Genomic DNA, 16,925 nt, shown 5'->3' on the forward strand with positions numbered 1-16,925 from the left:
CGTAGAAAGACCCAGCATCCATGGCCTTCCCCACGCCCGCCGAGCCGCGTCGTGTGCTCCACCCCGAGATCGAGGCCTACGCCTCGGGTTGGATGCCGACCGAAGGCGTGCATGAAATCTATTACGAGGAATCCGGCAATCCGCACGGCCTGCCGGTCCTGGTTCTACACGGGGGACCAGGCGGCGCGGTCAATCCGGGCATGCGCCGCTTCTTCGACCCGGCCGTCTATCGCATCATCATGTTCGACCAGCGCGGCTGTGGTCAGTCGCGGCCCCACGCCTCGCTGGAAAACAACACGACCTGGACCCTGATCGACGATATCGAGCGTCTGCGCGTCCTGTGCGGCGTCGACAAATGGGTGGTGTTCGGCGGGTCCTGGGGTTCGACCCTGTCGATGGCCTACGCCATCACCCATCCGGATCGGGTTCTGGCCCTGCTGCTGCGCGGCATCTTCCTGCTGACGAAGAAGGAGTTGCACTGGTTCTATCAGGACGGCGCCTCGATGATCTTCCCCGACGCCTGGGAGCGGTTCGTGGCCCCCATCCCCGAGGCCGAGCGCGGCGACCTGATGGCCGCCTATTACAAGCGGCTGATCGGCGATGATGTCGCCGAGCGCGAGCTCTGCGCCGTCGCTTGGTCCAGCTGGGAGGGCGAAACCGTCAGCGTCGAGGGCCCCAACGCCCGGCCGGACAAGTTCGCCGAGCCCGACTTCGCCGTCGCCTTCGCCCGGATCGAAAACTGGTTCTTCACCAACGCCGGCTTTTTCGAGGAGGACGGCTGGCTGCTGAAGAATGTTGACCGGATGCGGCATATCCCTTGCTGGATCGCGCAGGGCCGGTTCGATGTGGTGACGCCGATTTCAGGCGCCTGGGCGTTGCACCGCGCCTGGCCCGAGGCCCATCTGGACATCGTCGGCGACGCCGGCCACGCCTCGTCGGAACCCGGCATCGTCGATAGCCTGGTCCGCGCCGCCGACTGGGCCGCAAGCCTTCGGGCATGAAAAAACCGCCGCGCAGGACAGCGCGGCGGCCTTTCCATTTCCACAGATCAGAACCGCTTTGCGGTTCGATTGTCCATGCTCCACGCGCCCGGACCGGCGGTGAAGATGTACAGGAAGATGAAGCAGTACAGGATGGCCGCGTCGCCGCCGTTCACCGCCGGATACGGGCTGCTGGGGGAGTGGAACATCCAGTAGGCGACCGCCATCTGGCCCGAGGCGATGAAGGCGGCCGGACGCGTGAACAGGCCAAGAATCAGCAACAAGCCCGTGATCAGCTCGATCACCCCGCCGATGCCGAACAGCGACAGCAACTCCTGCTGACCGGGTTCGGCCCCGGCCGGAAAGCCGAAGACCTTGATGACGCCATGCGCCAGGAACAACAGACCGGCGACGATCCTGAGCGCCGCCAGGGCGCGGGAAGACCAGCCATTCGCTTGATTGAACATTCTCTTTCCTCGCCTTTTTGATGCGGTTGTTCACGGTCGGATCGGGTCCGACCGTGAAGCTTGTTCCGAAAATCAGGCGGCGTCCACCAGCACGACCTCGGCGTCCGACAGCGCCTTGACCGTCACGACATCCTCCTGAGCAATGGCCGCGCCGTCACGGGCGTTCAGTCGGACGCCATTGACCTCGACCTCGCCCTTCGCCGGGACCAGATAGGCCCGCCGCGCGCCGCCTAACGGATAGTCGGCGCTGTCGCCTGCCTTCAGCGTCGCCGCCACGATCCGCGCATCGGTGCGAATCGGCAGGGCGTCCCCACCGCTTTCAAGCGTATCGCCCTCAAAGCCCGACGCCAGGACCACGAACTGACCTGACCGCTCGCCCTTGGGGAAGGGCTTGGTGCCCCAACTCGGCGCGTCGCCGCGACGGGTCGGCTCGATCCAGATCTGGAAGATCCGCGTCAGGTCCGGCTCGGCGTTGTATTCGGCGTGCCGGATGCCGGTTCCGGCGCTCATCACCTGGACATCGCCCGCGACGGTGCGGCCCTTGTTGCCCAGACTGTCCTCATGGGTGATGGCCCCGTCGCGGACATAGGTGATGATCTCCATGTCGGCGTGCGGATGCGGCGGGAAACCGGTGCCGGCGGCGATCTCGTCGTCGTTCCAGACCCGCAGATTGCCCCAGCTCATCCGCTTGGGATCATAGTAGTTGGCGAAGGAGAAATGGTGTTTGGCGTTCAGCCAGCCGTGGTTGGCGCCGCCGAGGGATTCAAATGGTCTGCGCTCGATCATCGCACTCGTCCTTTCGCGTCGGAACCGTCCGACGCCTTTGCTTGACGGCAAGATAGAGATCGGCGACCGATCAGAAATAGAAACAACCGAAACTCATCGTTTCAGGACGCAACGCCGCCCATGTCCCGCCTGCCCGATCTGGAAGCCCTGGCCATCTTCGCCAAGGTCGCCGACAGCCAGTCCTTCTCCGGCGCGGCCGAGACGCTGGGCCTGTCCAAAGCGACCGTGTCCAAGGCGGTCACGCGTCTGGAACAACAGCTGAAGACCACACTGCTCCACCGCACGTCGCGGCGCTTCGCCCTTACCGATGCAGGCCGAACCCTGGCCGCCCGCGCCGCCCACATGCTGGCCGAGGCCGAGGGCGCGGTGTCGGAGGCGTTGGATATGTCCGTTACGCCGCGCGGCCTGGTGCGACTGGCGGCGCCCATGTCGTTCGGCATGGCCTATGTGGCCCCGGCCCTGCCCGAGTTCCTCGCCACGCACCCGGATGTGTCGGTCGATTTGCACCTGTCGGATGAGGTCATCGATCTGGTCGGCGGCGGCTTCGATTGCGCGCTGAGGATCGCCGCCCTGGCCGATTCCTCGCTGACGGCGCGCAAGCTGCGGCCTGTGGCCCGCGCCCTGGTGGCCTCGCCGTCCTATCTGGATCAGCGGGGTCGCCCCAACCATCCCGACGATCTGGCCCGTCACGCCTGCCTCGGCTACGCCTACATGCCCAGCCCGGACACCTGGCGGTTCAGCAATGCGGCGGGCGAAGAAGTGGTCGTGCATCCACGCGGGCCGCTGCGGGCCAACAACTCCGACGCCCTGACGGCGTCGTTGTGCGCGGGTCTGGGGCTCTTTCCCCAGCCGGACTTCATCTACTGGAAGGACGTCGCCGACGGCCATCTCGAAACGGTGATGACCGACTGGCGGCTGCCGCCCATCGCCCTGCATCTGGTGGCGCCCAGCGGCGGACCGCGCCCGGCCAGGGTTACGGCTTTCATGGACTATCTGGCGGCGAAGTTCAGCGGACCGCTGTGGCCGGGCGATACGGTGGGGCGCTAACCTTCAGCCGCACTTCACTTCGCGCACGATGTCGGTCGCCTCGTCATAGACGAAGTTCACCCGGTTCTCGCGATAGTCCATGGTCGCGGCGCAGGTGGTGCAAAGCACACGGAAGGTCTGGCCGGCAGGCGCGGTCGGGATGGCCGAACGGTTGCGGCCGACATAGCTCTGATAGTCCGAAACCTTGCACGCCTTGAAGGCGGTGTCCGATCCGGGCGAAGGCTCGACGGTCTGGACCGGCGCACAGGCCGACACGGCCAATGCGCTGGCGGCCAACAGGGTGCTCACGATGATCTTCATGGTCGTCTCCTTGCGTCGGGCTCAGCCGCAGCGGACCTGTTCGATGATGCCGGTTTGTTCGTTGTAGAAGATGTTCAGACGATAGGCGGAGAAGTCCTGCGTCACCGGGCAGGTGGTGCAGGTCACGCGCCGATTGACGACGTCCACCGGCACCGGGATTTCCGTCCGGGACTTGCCGACCAGATACTGCATCTCGCCGGCCTTGCAGACGTCCTCGGTCTGGGCGGTCGGCATCCGGCTGCCGACGGGCGGGTTGAGTTGAGCCTGCTCGACCGCACGCGGCGCGGGCGCCTCGGAGACCGGCGTCGAACAGCCGGCCAGCAGAACCAATCCGATCAGGCCGCCTTTTCCCAGCGCCCTTCGTCCGTTTGACGCCAATAGGCCAGGTTCGCGCCCTGCCCCTTCAGCGCCTTCCAACGTCCCCGCGCGTGTTGCAAAGCCGGCTCGTCGCGACCGTCGAAAATAATGAAGCATCGTTCGAACCCTTCCGTCCCGCCCAGTTCTGCGTCGTCGACTATGAACAGCGCCTGAGCGCCGTTCAGGTTCTCGCCCGTCTCGCTCAACAGCACAGGCTGGCGCTCGGCGTGGGGCTGGTCGGCCCGGCCGTGCGGCAGGAAGCTGTCATCGCGAAACGTCCACAGCGTCTCGTCGACCTCGTCCAGTCGATGCGAATGCGACGATTTGATCATGGCCCGCCAACCCCGCTCGATCGTCTTTTCGAGCAGGGTTGGCAGCACCTGATCCAGCGATGAACGCTCCAGGTGATAGAACCAGATTTCGGGCTTCTCGCTCACCCGGCTCTACCTCCCGACCGATCAGCCTTCGTAGGAATCCGCGACCATCCGGTCCAGCGTCCGCACAGCGAAGCCGACGCCGCCTTCCGGCACGGTGGGGCTGGGGCTCTTGTTGGCCCAGGCCGTCGGGGCGATGTCCAGGTGCGCCCACGGCACGCCGTTGGTGAAGCGTTGCAGGAACAGGGCGGCGGTGATCGAACCGCCGGCGCGGCCGTTGCCGGTGTTCTTCACATCGGCGATCTTGGAATCGATGTGCTGCTCGTAGATGGCCGGGATCGGCATGCGCCAGAAGTTCTCGCCGACCTTCTTGGCCGCTGCCAGGATCGGATCGGCGACATCGTCGGAGTTCGAGAAGACGCCCGCGTAATCCAAGCCAAGGGCCACGATCATGGCGCCCGTCAGGGTGGCCAGGTCGATCATGAACTTCGGCTTGAAACGCTCCTGAGTGTACCAGAGGGCGTCGGCCAGAACGAGGCGACCTTCGGCGTCGGTGTTGATGACCTCCACCGTCTGACCCGACATGGACACGACCACGTCGCCCGGACGCTGGGCGTTGCCGTCCGGCATGTTTTCGACCAGGCCCAGCACGCCGACGACGTTGACCTTGGCCTTGCGGCTGGCCAGGGCGATCATGGCGCCGGTCACGGCGGCCGCGCCGCCCATGTCCCACTTCATGTCTTCCATGCCTTCGGCCGGCTTGATCGAGATGCCGCCGGTGTCGAAGCAGACGCCTTTGCCGACGAAGGCCAGGGGCTGAGCGCCGGCTTCGCCGCCGTTCCACTTCATGATCGCCAGCTGGCTCTCGCGACGGCTGCCCTGGCCCACGCCCAACAGGGTGCGCATGCCCAACTTCTCCATCTCGGCCTCGCCGAGGATTTCGACTTCAAGGCCCAGGCTCTCCAGCGCCTTCACCCGCTTGGCGAACTCGGCCGGATACAGGACGTTGGCGGGCTCGGACACCAGATCGCGCGCGAAAATCACGCCGTCGGCCACCGCCGACAGCGGTTCCAGCGCGGCTTCGGCGCCCCGCAGGTCGGTCGTGACCACGCGGATGGTGGTGATCGACGGAATCTTGTCGGCCTTTTGCGTCGTGCGATACTTGTCGAAGCGATAGGCGGCCAGACGCGCAGCGAAACCGACGCGGGCGGCCTGCTCAGGCGACAGGTCCGAAGCGTCGATCGTCAGCACCTCGGCGCCCGACAGCTTGACCGCCGCATAGGCGTTGCCGCCGAAGGCCTCGACCGCCAGATCGTCCAGCTTGTCCTTGGCGCCCGCGCCGACCAGCAACACGGCGTCCGCCTCAACGCCCGCTGGCGCGGCGATGCTCAGGCTCTGGCCGGCCTTGCCCGTGAAACGCCCCTTGCCCGCCGCCTTGGTCAGGGCGCCGTTGGCCTTGCCGTCCAGCGCGGTCCCGGCGGCGGTGAAGGTGCGATCTTCAAAAACCGGAACGGCCAGGATTTCGGCGGCGTCCACGGCGGCGACGAATTCGATCTTCATTCAATCAACTCCAGCCAGGCCCCACCCGGCGTCTGCAAACAGCAAAATGACAACGGCGCGTCTGCTTGTCGCGGACGCGCCCTGATGTGCTACTAGATGCGCCTCAATGTCGCCGCCTGCAACCGGGCGAAGTCCATCCGCCCATGACCCTGATTCAAAGATACCTTTTTCGCCAGATCCTGTTCCCTGTGATCGCCGCGTGCGCAGCGCTGGCGGGAATCGGGATTCTGAGCCAGAGCCTCGACCAACTCCAGGTCATCGTGGAGCGGGGCCAGAGCGTGTGGATCATGGTCAAGCTGACCCTGCTCGCCCTGCCGCAACTGCTTTCGGTGATTCTGCCGATCGGCCTTTTCGTCGGCGCCCTGATCGCCCTGACCCGTCTGCAACGCGAGCAGGAGCTCACGGCGGCCTTCGCGGGCGGCATGACCCGGTGGCAGGTCATATCGCCGGCCGCCCGTATCGCCGTGCTGGTCGCCCTGGTCACTCTGCTGGTCAATGTCTTCATTCTGCCCTGGGCGCAGCAGGAGGCGCGGCGTCAGGCATTTGACATCCGCACCGACCTCGCCGCCCTTCTGGTCGAGGAAGGCCAGTTCGTTCAGGGGCCTGACGGCCTGACCGTCTATGTGCAGCAGATCGAACAGAACGGTCTGTTGAAGAACCTGTTCGTCTATCTGGACGACAAGGACAAGGTCACGACCTGGAACGCTTCCGAGGCGCGCTTCAGCCGCGACGCCGGCGGCATTCCGATCCTGACCATGATCGACGGCTCGGCCCAGCGCTATTCGTCGGGCGGCGTGCTCGAGACGCTGTCGTTTGGGCGATACGATTTCTCTCTCGCGCCCTTCGTCGGGGTGACCGACACCATTCGCTACAAGCCGACCGACCTCTATCTGCGCCAGCTGATGAACCCGACGGCCAAGGTGCTTGAGGTCGCCGGCTCGCGCGGCGAGCTATTAGCCGAGGCGCATTCGCGGCTGGCCTCGCCCCTCTACGCCATGGTCGCCATGGCGCTGGCGCTTTCGGCCATCCTGGGCGGCGCCTTCAGCCGCACCGGCTATACCTTGCGCATCGCCAAAGCGGCGGGCCTGTTCCTGGTCCTGCGCGTCATCGGCTACGGCCTTGTCGCCGCCAGCGCCTGGAACGGCTGGATGAACGTGCTCCAGTACGTCGTGCCGATCGTGGCCATCGTCGTCGCCCTTCGGGTTCTGTTCCGCGCACTGAAGCCGCGTCGCAGCCGGACCACCGCCGCCCTGCGCGATCTGAAGGCCAAGTTCGCATGACCGCCGCCTCCGCCCGTCGCTCGCCACATATCCCCCGTCTCGGCGGCATCGAACGCTATGTGCTGGTCCAGCAGTTGAAGTCGCTAGGCGTGGCCCTGGCCGTGATCTCGGCCCTCGTCATGCTGATCGACTTCGTCGAGGTCTCGCGCGGCGTCGGCTCGGCTCAGGATTTGTCGGCCGTCCGCATCTTCGGCCTGGTGCTGCTGAAGTCGCCCTCGGTCATCGTGCAGTTGATGCCGTTCGTTTTCCTGTTCGGCACCCTGTCGGCCTTCATCAGCCTGAACCGCCGCAGCGAACTGATCGCCATGCGCGCGGCGGGCGTCTCCGCCTGGCGTTTCGTCCTGCCGGCGGCTGGCATGGCCTTCGTGCTGGGCGTGCTCACCGTCACGGTCTTGGGTCCGATGGCCTCGGCCGGCGACGGTCTGTGGCAACGCGAGCGCGCACGGATTTCCGGTACGGCGCCCGGCGGCGACCCCAAGGAGGCGATCTGGCTGCGCGAGGGCGACGATCAGCGCCAGATGATCATCCGCGCCGGCCAGCAGGACCGCGCCAACGCGCGCCTGCTGAACGTTAGCTTCTTCATCTATACGACCGCGCCCGGCGGCGGTCGCACCTTCTCCGAGCGGATCGACGCCAAGTCGGCGTCGCTGAACGCCGGCAGCTGGCGCCTGACCGACGCCGTCGGCGCCCAGATCGGCCAGCGCGCCGTCACCTATTCCAGCCTGACCCTGGTCTCCAGCCTGGCCGACGACGAGGCCTTCGATCGTTTCGCCCGGCCGCAGGCCACGCCCTTCTGGTCGCTGCCGAACCAGATCAGCCGAATCGAGAACGCCGGCTTCACATCGACCGCCTATCGCCTGCGCTTCCAGCAACTTCTGGCCACGCCGCTGGTGTTCGCCGCCATGTCCATCCTAGCCGCCGCCTTCTCGCTGCGGCTAATGCGATTGGGCGACCTGGCGCGCATGAGCGTGGCGGCCGTGGTGCTGGGCTTCGCCTTCTTCTTCCTGAACCAGTTTTCGTCGGCGATGGGATCGGCCGAGGTCGTGGCGCCCTTCGTCGCCGCCTGGCTGCCGCCTGTTCTTACGGCGCTCGCAGCCTTGACCTTGCTGTTCTATACCGAAGACGGCTAATCGGGCGCTCGCTTCTCAGACTACGGATGGCCTATGCAGGGTGATCGGCGCTTCGACGCTTTCAAAGCAAGGCTTCTCGCCGGTGCGGCCCTGGTCGCCTGCGCGCCCTTGGCGACGCCTGCATGGGCGCAAACGGCCCCGCCAGCCGCAGCCGCGCCTTCCGACGGCCTGCCGCCCGAAGCGGTCTATGTCGATGCCGACAATGCGCGTCGCGAAGGCGACAACATCATCGTCAGCGGCACGCCCGAGAACCGCGCCTATGTCCGCACGCGCGGCCATGTGCTGCGCGGCGAGAACCTGTCCTATGATCTGAACGCCGGTTCGGCGACGGCCGAAGGCCGCGTCGAGGCCATCGCGCCCGACGGCACCGTCGTCTACGCCAGCCGTCTCGAGCTGGATAAAAACCTGGAGACCGGCGTCGCCGTGGATTTCGCCACGCGTCTGGCCAACGGCGCCAGTCTGATGGCCGCAACGGCTGTGCGCCGCAGCGAGAACGTCAGCGAACTGAACTACGCCCGCTTCACCCCCTGCCCCATCTGCGACGACGGCGGTCCGAAGACGCCGACCATCTCGATCCAGGCGGAAAAGGTGACGCAGGACGAGCAGTTGCGCGCGATCCTTTATCGCAACGCCGTCTTCTACGTCGGGCCGGTGCCCGTCTTCTACACGCCCTTCTTCGCCCACCCCGATCCCTCGGTCGAGCGCGCGTCGGGCTTCCTGGTGCCCATCGTCAACTATGACGAGGGTCGCGGCGTCTCCGTCGAGATTCCCTATCTGCAAGTCGTATCGCCGTCCGAGGACTGGCTGATCAGCCCGCAGATCAACACCAGGGTCGCGCCGCTGCTGAATCTACAATGGCGTCGACGGTTCGCCAACGGCATGATCGTGGCGCGCGGCGGCTATACCTACGAGCGCGAGTTCGGCGACTTCGATCGGGACGGCGACGGCGACTTTGAAAGCAACGTCAAGTTCGGCGATCGCGAACACCGCAGCTATCTGTTGTCGCACGGCGAGTTCGATCCGGATGGCCCCTGGCGGTTCGGCTTCACGGCCGAGCGCACCTCGGACAAGACGCTGTTCGACCGCTATGACGTGCGCTCTCCGTATCAGGACAACGGCCTCTATTACGGCGACCGCCGTCGTCTGATCAGCCAGATCTACGCCGAACATCAGACCGATCGGTCCTATGTTTCGATCGCGGCCTTCTCGATCCAGAGCCTGCGCCTGAACCCGGCCTTCGCCGCGACGGACTTCCGCGACGCCAACGGCTTCAAGGTGTTCGAGGACGACGACACCCTGCCCTTGGTCGCTCCGCTGGTCGACGCCCGCTGGGAGTCGCGAGAATTGGTCTTCGGCGGCCGGCTGCGCCTGAAAGGCTCGGCCGTGTCTCTTTATCGCGACGCTTTCGTCGGCGCGCCGATCCTGAACCCTGAGATCGTTCCGCCCGTCACGACCGGTCTGGCCGGCGTCGACAGCCGCCGCATCACGGGTCAGGTGGAATGGCGACGGGCGATCATCCTGCCGGTCGGCATGCGCGTGGAGCCGTTCGTCGACACGCGGGTCGATCTCTATTCCATGTCCGACCTGCCGCCGATGATGGGCATCGACAGCGACGAGACGGTCAGTCGGTCCAGATTCAGCGCGGGCGTGGACGTCACCTATCCGTTGATCAAGCGCATCGCAAACGCCGACATCATCCTGGAGCCGGTGGGTCAGGTCTCGGTTTCCAACAAGGTCAGCCTGGACCGCCGCATTCCCATCGAGGACTCCCAGGTTCTGGAACTGGACGAGTCGTCGCTGTTCCGCATGGATCGCTTCTCCGGCTACGATCTGCTGGAAGGCGGCGCGCGCGTGACGGCGGGCGGTCGCGCCACGATCCGCTGGGCTGAAGGGCGCAAGGCCAGCCTGTTTGTGGGACGCAGCTATCGTTTCGACCAGCAGGACGACTTCAAAACGTCGATTCCCGATGATCCCGCGCGTTTGTATGATCCGACGGGTCTGGCCTCGGAAACCTCCGACTGGGTCGTGCAGGGCGACTTCTCGCCGTCGGATCGCATCCGCAGTTGGTTCCATGCCACCGTTGACGGTTCGGGCGAGGTGCGCCGCGCCGAGGCGGCGCTGGACGGTCGCTGGGGTCGCCGCAACCTGGCGACCGTCAGCTACATTCTGGATCAGTCGAACCCCGTCGACGGGCCGCTGAACCGCAACTACGAGTTCGTCCAGCTGGCGGGCCAGCAGTTTGTCTTCCAGAACTGGGGCTTCACCGTCGCCGGCATTGCTGATCTGGACCAGAACGAGATCACGCGATCCGAAGTCGGCGTGCTGTTCGACGACGACTGCCTGCGGTTCGAACTGGGTTATAGGCGCGACAACACCCGCGCCCGGCCCGGCGGCCCGTCGGAAGGCATCTATGTGCGCCTAAACCTCGCCACTTTCGGAGGTTCAGGTTATGGACAGGGCGATATGCGTTGAGCATGACGCTTTACGGGGCGCGACCGCCTGCCGGCCTGGCTGGCGGACCGCTGTGAGGAATCAGGACGACCAATGGGTTTGATGCGTTATTCGACGGGGGCTGCGCTCGCGGCAGTCCTCCTCGCCGGTTCGGCCTATGCCCAGACGGCGCCCGCTCCGGCACAGACCCCCACGCCCGCGCAGGGCCCTGCGGCCGGCGCCCCGAATCCTGCGGCTGAAGAGGCGCCGACTACGGCGCGCACCGAGCCTCAGTTCGAAATGGCCGACGGCATCGTCGCCACGGTCAATGACAAGATCATCACCGGCTTTGATCTGCGTCAGCGCATGCTGATGCTGATCGCCTCATCCCAGGTTCAGCCGACCGAGCAGAACCTGCCCGCCATCCAGCAGGCCGCCCTGAACGCCCTGATCGAGGATCGCCTCAAGGATCAGGAGATGGCCAAGTTCGAGAGCCTGAAGGTCACGGACGAGGAAGTCGACGGCGAGATCGCCGAAATGGCCCGCGCCGCCGGCACGACGCCGCAGGCCTATATGCAGTTCCTGCAGCAGGGCGGCATCCAGCCCGCCGCCTTCCGCGACAACCTGCGCACCCAGATCGGCTGGAGCCAGCTGATCCCGGGCCGCTTCAACAGCCGCGCCCGCGCCAGCACTCTTCAGGTTGATCAGGAAGTCCGTCGTCTGAACGAGGCGGCCTCCAAGCCCCAGTTCCTGCTCGGTGAAATCTACATCGACGCCGCGCGCGTTGGCGGCGCGCAGGCGGCCCTGAACGGCGCCCGTCAGTTGGTGCAGCAGATCATCCAGGGCGCGCCGTTCCAGGCCGTCGCCCAGCAGTTCTCCGCCGCCCCCTCGGCCAGCGCCCGCGTGCCGGGCGATGCAGGCTGGGTCGTCAAGGATTCGCTTCAGCCGGCGGTGCAATCGGTCCTGGAACAGCTCCAACCGGGACAGCTGTCGAATCCCATCGTCGTCGATGGCGGCGTCTACATCCTCTACCTGCGCGACAAGCGTGACGGCGCCTCCACCAGCCTGGTATCGCTGAAGCAGGTCATGGTCGAACTGCCTGAGACGGCGTCGGAAGCTGACGTGGCCGCTGCGACCGCCAAGCTGGAAGGTCTGCGTAACGGCCTGACGTGCGACAACATCATCTCTCAGGCGCGCGCGACTCAGGGCGTCCTGGGCGCAGATCTCGGCGAATCCGACGTCGCCAACCTGGCGCCCCAGTTCCAGCAGTTCGCGCGCACCGGCGAAATCGGTTCGGTCTCGACGCCGATCCGCACCCCGCTGGGTCTGCACCTGGTCGCCGTCTGCGGTCGTCGCGTCGGCGGGCCGGAAGCGCCGAACCGTCAGCAGGTCGAAAACCGCCTGCGCGCCCAGAACCTGGCCGTGCTGGAGCGCCGGTATCTGCGCGATCTGCGCAGCGACGCCCTGATCGAGTTCAAATGACCCCAGCGGTCGCGCCTTTGGTTCTGACGCTGGGCGAACCCGCCGGCGTCGGGCCGGAGATCGTGGCCGCCGCCTGGAAAGCGTTGCGCGCCGACCAGAGGGCCTTCGCCGTTATCGGCGACGCCGCGTTGCTGCGCGGACAAGGCGTCCCCGTGGCCGAGGTCGGCACTCCCGGTGACGCTCGCGATCTGTTCGGCTCCGCCCTTCCCGTCCTTCATCGCCCCCTGCTCGCGCCGGTCCTGGTCGGATCGCCCGATCCGACCAATGCCTCGGCCGTCGCGGACGGGATCGAGGAGGCCGTGAGCTTTGCCCTGTCCGGCGAGGCATCCGGCGTCGTCACCGCCCCGATCGCCAAGGCGCCGATGTACGCCTCTGGTTTTCGCTTTCCCGGCCATACCGAGTTCATCGCCGAACTGACCGCCGATGCGCCCTATGCCGGCACGCGCGGGCCGGTGATGATGCTGACGGCCCAAGACCTGCGCGCCTGCCTCGTCACCATTCACGTCGCCCTGGACCAGGTGCCGGAACTGGTCACGGCCGAGCGCGTCGCCCGCACCGCCCGCGTCGTCCACGAAAGCCTGAAACGCGACTTCGCCATCGCCCGACCTCATCTGGCCATGGCGGCCCTCAATCCCCACGCGGGTGAAGGCGGCGCCCTGGGTCTGCAGGAACGCGACATCCTGATTCCCGTCGCCGAACAGCTTCGCGCCGAGGGGATCGACATCACCGACCCCCGACCGGCCGACACCCTGTTCCATGACGAAGCCCGCGCGACCTATGACGCCGCCATCTGCATGTATCACGACCAGGCCCTGATCCCGGTCAAGACGCTGGACTTCTGGGGCGGGGTCAACGTCTCCCTGGGCCTGCCCATCATCCGCACCTCGCCCGATCACGGCACCGGCTTCGACATCGCCGGCAAGGGCGTCGCGCGTCCCGACAGCCTGATCGCCGCCATTCGCCTGGCATCGGAGATGGCGGCGGCCCGCGCCGCGCGCTAACAGGGCGTGTGACCGACCTTCCCTCTCTCCGCGAAACCCTCGACGCCCACGGCCTTTCGGCCAAGAAGAGCTTCGGCCAGCATTTCCTGCTGGACCTGAACGTCACCCGCAAGATCGTGCGTCTGGCCGGTCCGTTCGACGGTCGCGCGGTGATCGAGGTCGGCCCCGGCCCCGGCGGCCTGACGCGCGCCCTGCTGGAATCCGACGCCGGCGCCGTGGTCCTGGTGGAAAAGGATCCGCGCTTCATTCCCTTGCTGACCGAACTGGACGACGGCTCCGGCCGCCTGACGATCGTCCAAGCCGATGCGCTGAAGGTGAAGGAGGCCGATCTGGTCTCCGGTCCGACCCATCTGGTATCCAACCTGCCCTATAACGTCGGCACCGCCCTGCTGATCAAATGGCTGACCGGCCCGTGGCTGCCGCACAGCCTGACCCTGATGTTCCAGAAGGAGGTCGCCGAGCGCGTCGCCGCAGGGCCGGGCGAGGACGCCTACGGCCGTCTGGCGGTCATCGCCCAGGCCGTCTGCACCGCCCGCATCGTCATGCATCTGCCTGCCGCCGCCTTCACCCCGCCGCCCAAGGTGGCCTCGGCCGTCGTCCATCTGGTCCCGCTGGATGAGCGGCCGTCGCCGGAACGCCTGAAGAAGCTGGAACGCGTCACCGCCGCTGCCTTCGGCCAGCGCCGCAAGATGCTGCGGTCCAGTCTGAAACAGCTGGGCGGCGCCGCCCTGTGCGAGGCCGCCGGCATTGAGCCCGACGCCCGCGCCGAAACCATCGATGTCGCGGGCTTTCTGCGACTGGCGGATGCCCTTCAATGACCGTCGAACCGTTCCGCGCCATCTCCGTCAGCCGCCTGGCGCATCAGCTCAAGAGCGAAGGCCGGTCGATCATCCATATGGAGTTCGGCCAGCCCTCGACCGGCGCGCCCGCCGCCGCGATTGCGCGAGCGCATCAGGTGCTGGACGCCGACGCGATGGGCTATTGGGAAAGTCCCGACCTACGCGGCCGTATCGCGCGCCTGTACGACGAGCGGTACGGCGTCGCCGTCGATCCCAATCGCATCCTGCTGACCTGCGGAGCCTCTCCTGCCCTGGTTCTGGCGCTCAGCACCCTGTTCAAGCCGGGCGACCGGATCGCCCTTGCCCGGCCGGGCTATGTCGCCTATCGCAACACTCTGCGCGCCCTGCATCTTGAGCCGGTGGAGATCGCCTGCGGTCCCGACACCCGGTTCCAGCTCACCGCCGCACAACTCCAGGCGCTGGATCCCGCCCCTGCCGGCGTCATCATCGCCAGCCCCGCCAATCCGACCGGCACAATCATCCCGGACGCCGAGCTGGCCGCCATCGCCGAGGTCTGCCGCGCGCGCAACATCGCCATCGTCTCGGACGAGATTTACCACGGCCTAAGCTACGTCGGCCCGACGCCATCGATGCTGCAGTTTGCGCCCGACGCCGTGGTCATCAACAGCTTCTCCAAATACTGGAGCATGGCGGGCTGGCGCCTCGGCTGGCTGCTGGTCCCGGAGGACCGGATCGACGCCGCCCGCGCCTATATCGGCAACATGTTCCTGACCCCGCCCAGCCTCAGCCAGCATGCCGGTCTGGTCGCCATGGACGCGATCGATGAGCTGGAAGGGCATATCCAGACCTACGCCCGCAACCGCCAGCTGATGCTGGAGGCGTTGCCCGCGCTGGGTCTGCGCAAGATCGCGCCCCCCGACGGCGCCTTCTACATCTGGGCGGACATCGGCCATCTGACGAACGACAGCGTGGCCTTCTGCGAACAGCTGCTGCGCGACACCGGCGTCGCCACCGCGCCCGGCGTAGACTTCGACCCCGTCGAAGGCCGCCGCTTCATCCGCTTCAGCTTCGCCGTCTCTACCCCCGAGATCGAAGACGCCTTGAGCCGCCTGCGGCCCTGGTTCGCAGCCCTGGCCTAAGCCGCCTTGGCCCGCGCCGCAGCCGATGTCGCCCGGTGCAAGGCGTCGTAGAGTTTCTTCGGCTCCAGCGGCTTGGCCAGCCAGTCCGTCATGCCGGCCGCATAGGAGGCCTGCACCTGTTCGGCCTCCGTGCCCGCGCTGAACCCGATCACCGGGGCGTCCGCACTGGGCCCGTCCGATGCGCGCAAGCGGCGTGTCGTCTCATTGCCGTCGATTCCGGGCATATTCACATCCATCAGCACCACGTCGAACGCCTTCTCCGACAACAGCGCCAGCGCCAGATGGCCGTCCGAGGCCGTGGTCAGATCGACATCCAGCGGCTGAAGCACAAGCGAGATCGTGCGGCGATTGATCTCATGATCGTCCACGGCCAGGACGCGAAGCCGTCGGGCCAGAACGGGCGCCGCCGTTTCCTGCCCGTCCAAAGCCTGTGTCGGCTGACCCGACGGCAGATCGACGCACAGGGTGAAGGCGGCGCCCTGCCCCGGCGTGCTCTCGACTGTCAGATCGCCACCCATCAACCGCGCCAGTTCCCGACTGACGGTCAGGCCCAGGCCTGTCCCGCCATAGGTGCGCGCCACCTCGGCGGACCCTTGGGCGAAAGGTGTGAACAGCCGACTCATGGCCTCCGGCGCGATGCCCGCGCCCTGGTCAGTGACGGTGAGGGTAAGACAATGTTTTCCAACGCTACGCGGCGCCGAGGCTTCGAGCCGGATCGCGCCCGTCGGCGTGAACTTGATCGCGTTGGATACAAGGTTGTTGATGATCTGGCGCAGACGATAGGGGTCTCCGCGCAGCCACACCGCCTCGCTGTCCACGCCCGACATGTCCAGCGTCAGTCCCTTGTCCGCCGCTGGCGCGGTCCAGAACCGCACCGTGTCGCGCATCAGATCGCCCATCTCGAAGTCGCGGCTTTCCATCGTCATCGCGCCCGCTTCCATCTTCGAATGATCCAGCAGGTCGTTCAGCATGCCGGTCATCAATCGTCCGGCATCGATGATCAGATCGGCGGTTTCCTCGCGATGTTCCCGCGACTTTCCATCTCGGATGACATGGGCGCCGGCCAGGATGGCGCTGACGGGCGTGCGTAGTTCGTGACTGACGATCGCCGCCATCGCCGCGCGGTCGGCCATGGCCGCCTGCGCCTGTTCCAAGCGTGTTTCCGCCTCCGCCCGCGATTTTACCTCGGCTTCGCGCGATCCGTGCACCCGCCAGTAGATGTTCAACACCATGCCGACGAACAGGATGGCGGACAGGGTCATGACCACGACCCCGCGGGTATCGCCCTGGATCACCTTGATCGCCGGCATCAGGGCCAGCGCCGCCAGATAGGGACTGCCGCCGATGAAGAAAATCGTTCGTGAAGCGATGCCGGATGCGACGTTGGTCAACAGACCGCCCGCCATCGTCAGGGCGGCAAGCGTCACAAGCGCTGGGTGATTGGTGGACCAAATCACCAAGGCCATGACGGCATAGGTCGTCGCCATCAAGGTGGTGGACGCCAGGGCGACGAACACGGACAGCGGGCTTTTTGGCGGCTCGGCGCGTCTGAACGGCGCCATCGCCCACAGTTCGAACGCCTGAACCAGAACCGCAGCCGCCAGCCACAGCGGGACCCATCGCAGCATCCCGGCTTCGGTCATCGCCCAACCGACCAGGGCGGCAAGCAGCAGCCTGACCGGGACCTGCTTGACCCTCTCCTTGGCGCTGCTGGCCAGAAGAGGCGCGATCGAATGAAGAAAGCCCATGATACCCCCGTTCACCGCCTGACGTTAGGTCAAGAGGGCGAACA

The 16,925-nt window shown here is 66.4% G+C and carries 16 protein-coding genes; 9 read left to right on the forward strand and 7 right to left on the reverse strand.

Features of this window, described 5'->3' with window-relative positions; genetic code table 11:
• The first annotated feature begins 20 nt into the window (after positions 1–20).
• Positions 21–1,001 (forward strand): prolyl aminopeptidase, encoded by a 981-nt coding sequence (gene pip, locus VH88_RS10910; RefSeq protein ID WP_045811265.1) that lies wholly within the window; start codon positions 21–23, stop codon positions 999–1,001.
• Between the two features lie 47 nt (positions 1,002–1,048).
• Here the strand turns inward: pip and VH88_RS10915 are convergent, their stop codons facing one another.
• Together VH88_RS10915 and VH88_RS10920 are read right to left on the reverse strand one after the other, a co-directional pair.
• Complete coding sequence (locus VH88_RS10915; RefSeq protein ID WP_045811266.1) at positions 1,049–1,447, reverse strand: DoxX family protein; 399 nt, start codon at positions 1,445–1,447, stop codon at positions 1,049–1,051.
• Positions 1,448–1,519: 72 nt separating this feature from the next.
• Positions 1,520–2,233: a pirin family protein gene (locus VH88_RS10920; protein WP_045811267.1), complete on the reverse strand. Its 714-nt coding sequence runs from the start codon at positions 2,231–2,233 to the stop codon at positions 1,520–1,522.
• 120 nt (positions 2,234–2,353) lie between these two features.
• Between VH88_RS10920 and VH88_RS10925 the strand changes: the two genes are divergently transcribed.
• Positions 2,354–3,280 (forward strand): LysR family transcriptional regulator, encoded by a 927-nt coding sequence (locus tag VH88_RS10925; RefSeq protein ID WP_045811268.1) that lies wholly within the window; start codon positions 2,354–2,356, stop codon positions 3,278–3,280.
• A 3-nt stretch (positions 3,281–3,283) separates the two neighbouring features.
• Here VH88_RS10925 and VH88_RS10930 read toward each other — a convergent pair whose 3' ends face one another.
• Genes VH88_RS10930 through VH88_RS10945 form a run of 4 tightly spaced genes read right to left on the reverse strand, consistent with a single transcriptional unit; the run spans position 3,284 to position 5,871 of the window.
• Entirely contained in the window at positions 3,284–3,580 is a 297-nt protein-coding gene (locus VH88_RS10930; protein ID WP_045811269.1) for a hemolysin, read from the reverse strand.
• A 21-nt stretch (positions 3,581–3,601) separates the two neighbouring features.
• Entirely contained in the window at positions 3,602–3,910 is a 309-nt protein-coding gene (locus VH88_RS10935) for a DUF1996 domain-containing protein (protein ID WP_231576651.1), read from the reverse strand.
• A gap of 5 nt (positions 3,911–3,915) precedes the next feature.
• The gene (locus tag VH88_RS10940) at positions 3,916–4,374 is read right to left on the reverse strand and encodes a DNA polymerase III subunit chi (protein WP_045811270.1); all 459 of its coding nucleotides are present in this window, start codon (positions 4,372–4,374) and stop codon (positions 3,916–3,918) included.
• A gap of 21 nt (positions 4,375–4,395) precedes the next feature.
• Complete coding sequence (locus VH88_RS10945; protein ID WP_045811271.1) at positions 4,396–5,871, reverse strand: leucyl aminopeptidase; 1,476 nt, start codon at positions 5,869–5,871, stop codon at positions 4,396–4,398.
• 143 nt (positions 5,872–6,014) lie between these two features.
• On the opposite strand from VH88_RS10945, the gene VH88_RS10950 reads away from it, so the two are divergent.
• The 7 genes from VH88_RS10950 (at position 6,015) to VH88_RS10980 (ending at position 15,133) form a co-directional block, all read left to right on the forward strand.
• Entirely contained in the window at positions 6,015–7,151 is a 1,137-nt protein-coding gene (locus VH88_RS10950; RefSeq protein WP_045811272.1) for an LptF/LptG family permease, read from the forward strand.
• Positions 7,148–8,281 (forward strand): LPS export ABC transporter permease LptG, encoded by a 1,134-nt coding sequence (gene lptG, locus VH88_RS10955; RefSeq protein WP_045811273.1) that lies wholly within the window; start codon positions 7,148–7,150, stop codon positions 8,279–8,281. Before VH88_RS10950 ends, lptG begins: the two co-directional genes overlap by 4 nt.
• A 33-nt stretch (positions 8,282–8,314) precedes the next feature.
• On the forward strand, positions 8,315–10,753 hold the full coding sequence (locus tag VH88_RS10960) for an LPS-assembly protein LptD (protein ID WP_045811274.1): 2,439 nt from the start codon (positions 8,315–8,317) through the stop codon (positions 10,751–10,753).
• Positions 10,754–10,825: 72 nt separating this feature from the next.
• The gene (locus VH88_RS10965; RefSeq protein ID WP_231576652.1) at positions 10,826–12,193 is read left to right on the forward strand and encodes a peptidylprolyl isomerase; all 1,368 of its coding nucleotides are present in this window, start codon (positions 10,826–10,828) and stop codon (positions 12,191–12,193) included.
• Positions 12,190–13,194: a 4-hydroxythreonine-4-phosphate dehydrogenase PdxA gene (pdxA, locus tag VH88_RS10970; protein ID WP_045811275.1), complete on the forward strand. Its 1,005-nt coding sequence runs from the start codon at positions 12,190–12,192 to the stop codon at positions 13,192–13,194. The genes VH88_RS10965 and pdxA overlap by 4 nt, the downstream gene beginning before the upstream one ends.
• 8 nt (positions 13,195–13,202) lie before the next feature.
• The gene (rsmA, locus tag VH88_RS10975; RefSeq protein WP_045811276.1) at positions 13,203–14,012 is read left to right on the forward strand and encodes a 16S rRNA (adenine(1518)-N(6)/adenine(1519)-N(6))-dimethyltransferase RsmA; all 810 of its coding nucleotides are present in this window, start codon (positions 13,203–13,205) and stop codon (positions 14,010–14,012) included.
• Entirely contained in the window at positions 14,009–15,133 is a 1,125-nt protein-coding gene (locus VH88_RS10980) for a pyridoxal phosphate-dependent aminotransferase (protein WP_045811277.1), read from the forward strand. Before rsmA ends, VH88_RS10980 begins: the two co-directional genes overlap by 4 nt.
• On the opposite strand, the gene VH88_RS10985 is transcribed toward VH88_RS10980, so the two are convergent.
• A complete protein-coding gene (locus VH88_RS10985) occupies positions 15,130–16,881 on the reverse strand; it encodes an ATP-binding protein (RefSeq protein ID WP_045811278.1) in 1,752 nt (583 codons plus the stop codon). The two genes, VH88_RS10980 and VH88_RS10985, sit on opposite strands and share 4 nt — an antisense overlap.
• Positions 16,882–16,925 lie beyond the last annotated feature (44 nt).

The organism is Brevundimonas sp. KM4, assembly GCF_000964075.1.
GTDB lineage: Bacteria > Pseudomonadota > Alphaproteobacteria > Caulobacterales > Caulobacteraceae > Brevundimonas > Brevundimonas huaxiensis.